This is a genomic window from Pseudarthrobacter naphthalenicus, from assembly GCF_029076445.1.
GTDB classification, from domain to species: Bacteria; Actinomycetota; Actinomycetes; order Actinomycetales; family Micrococcaceae; genus Arthrobacter; species Arthrobacter naphthalenicus.
Genome location: NZ_JARESG010000090.1, coordinates 1 through 512, shown reverse-complemented (window position 1 = coordinate 512; position 512 = coordinate 1). Strand labels below are relative to the sequence as shown.

Below are 512 nucleotides of genomic sequence, written 5' to 3'. Positions count from 1 at the left end.
GCCGCCCTGCAGGCAGGAACCATGTCCTGGCAGCACGCCCGGGTCATGGCGGACGAAACCCTCAACCTCGATCACGCCGGCGCCGCCGCCCTGGAAGCCCACTTCCTGGATCCCGCCGCACCCAACCCCGCCCGGGGACCGGCCGGTGAGCTGACCCCCGGCCGGTTCCGCGCCAAAGCCCGCACCTGGCGCGAACGCCACCACCCCGACAGCATCGAAAAACGCCACACCAAGAGTGCCTTGGACCGGCGTTTGGAGTACTCTCCGGACCGGGACGGGATGGCCTGGCTCTCGGCCTACCTCCCCGCCGATCAAGCCGCCGGGATCCATGACCGCGCCACCACCGCCGCCCGGGCAATGCAGGGCCCCACCGAAACCAGGACCCTCACCCAACTGCGCGCCGACACCGTCGCAGCCTGGCTCCTCGGCGGGGAAGCCGACCTCATCCCCTCACCGAAAGCCCAGGTCCTGGTCACCGTGCCGGTGTTCGCACTGATGGGCCTGACCGAGGA

General features: G+C 70.7%; 1 protein-coding gene. It reads left to right on the top strand.

Annotated elements, in window-relative coordinates; all coding sequences use genetic code 11:
• Nucleotides 1-512, top strand: a 512-nt coding sequence (locus PY310_RS21530; protein WP_275216661.1) for a DUF222 domain-containing protein, incomplete at both ends; no start/stop codon positions are given.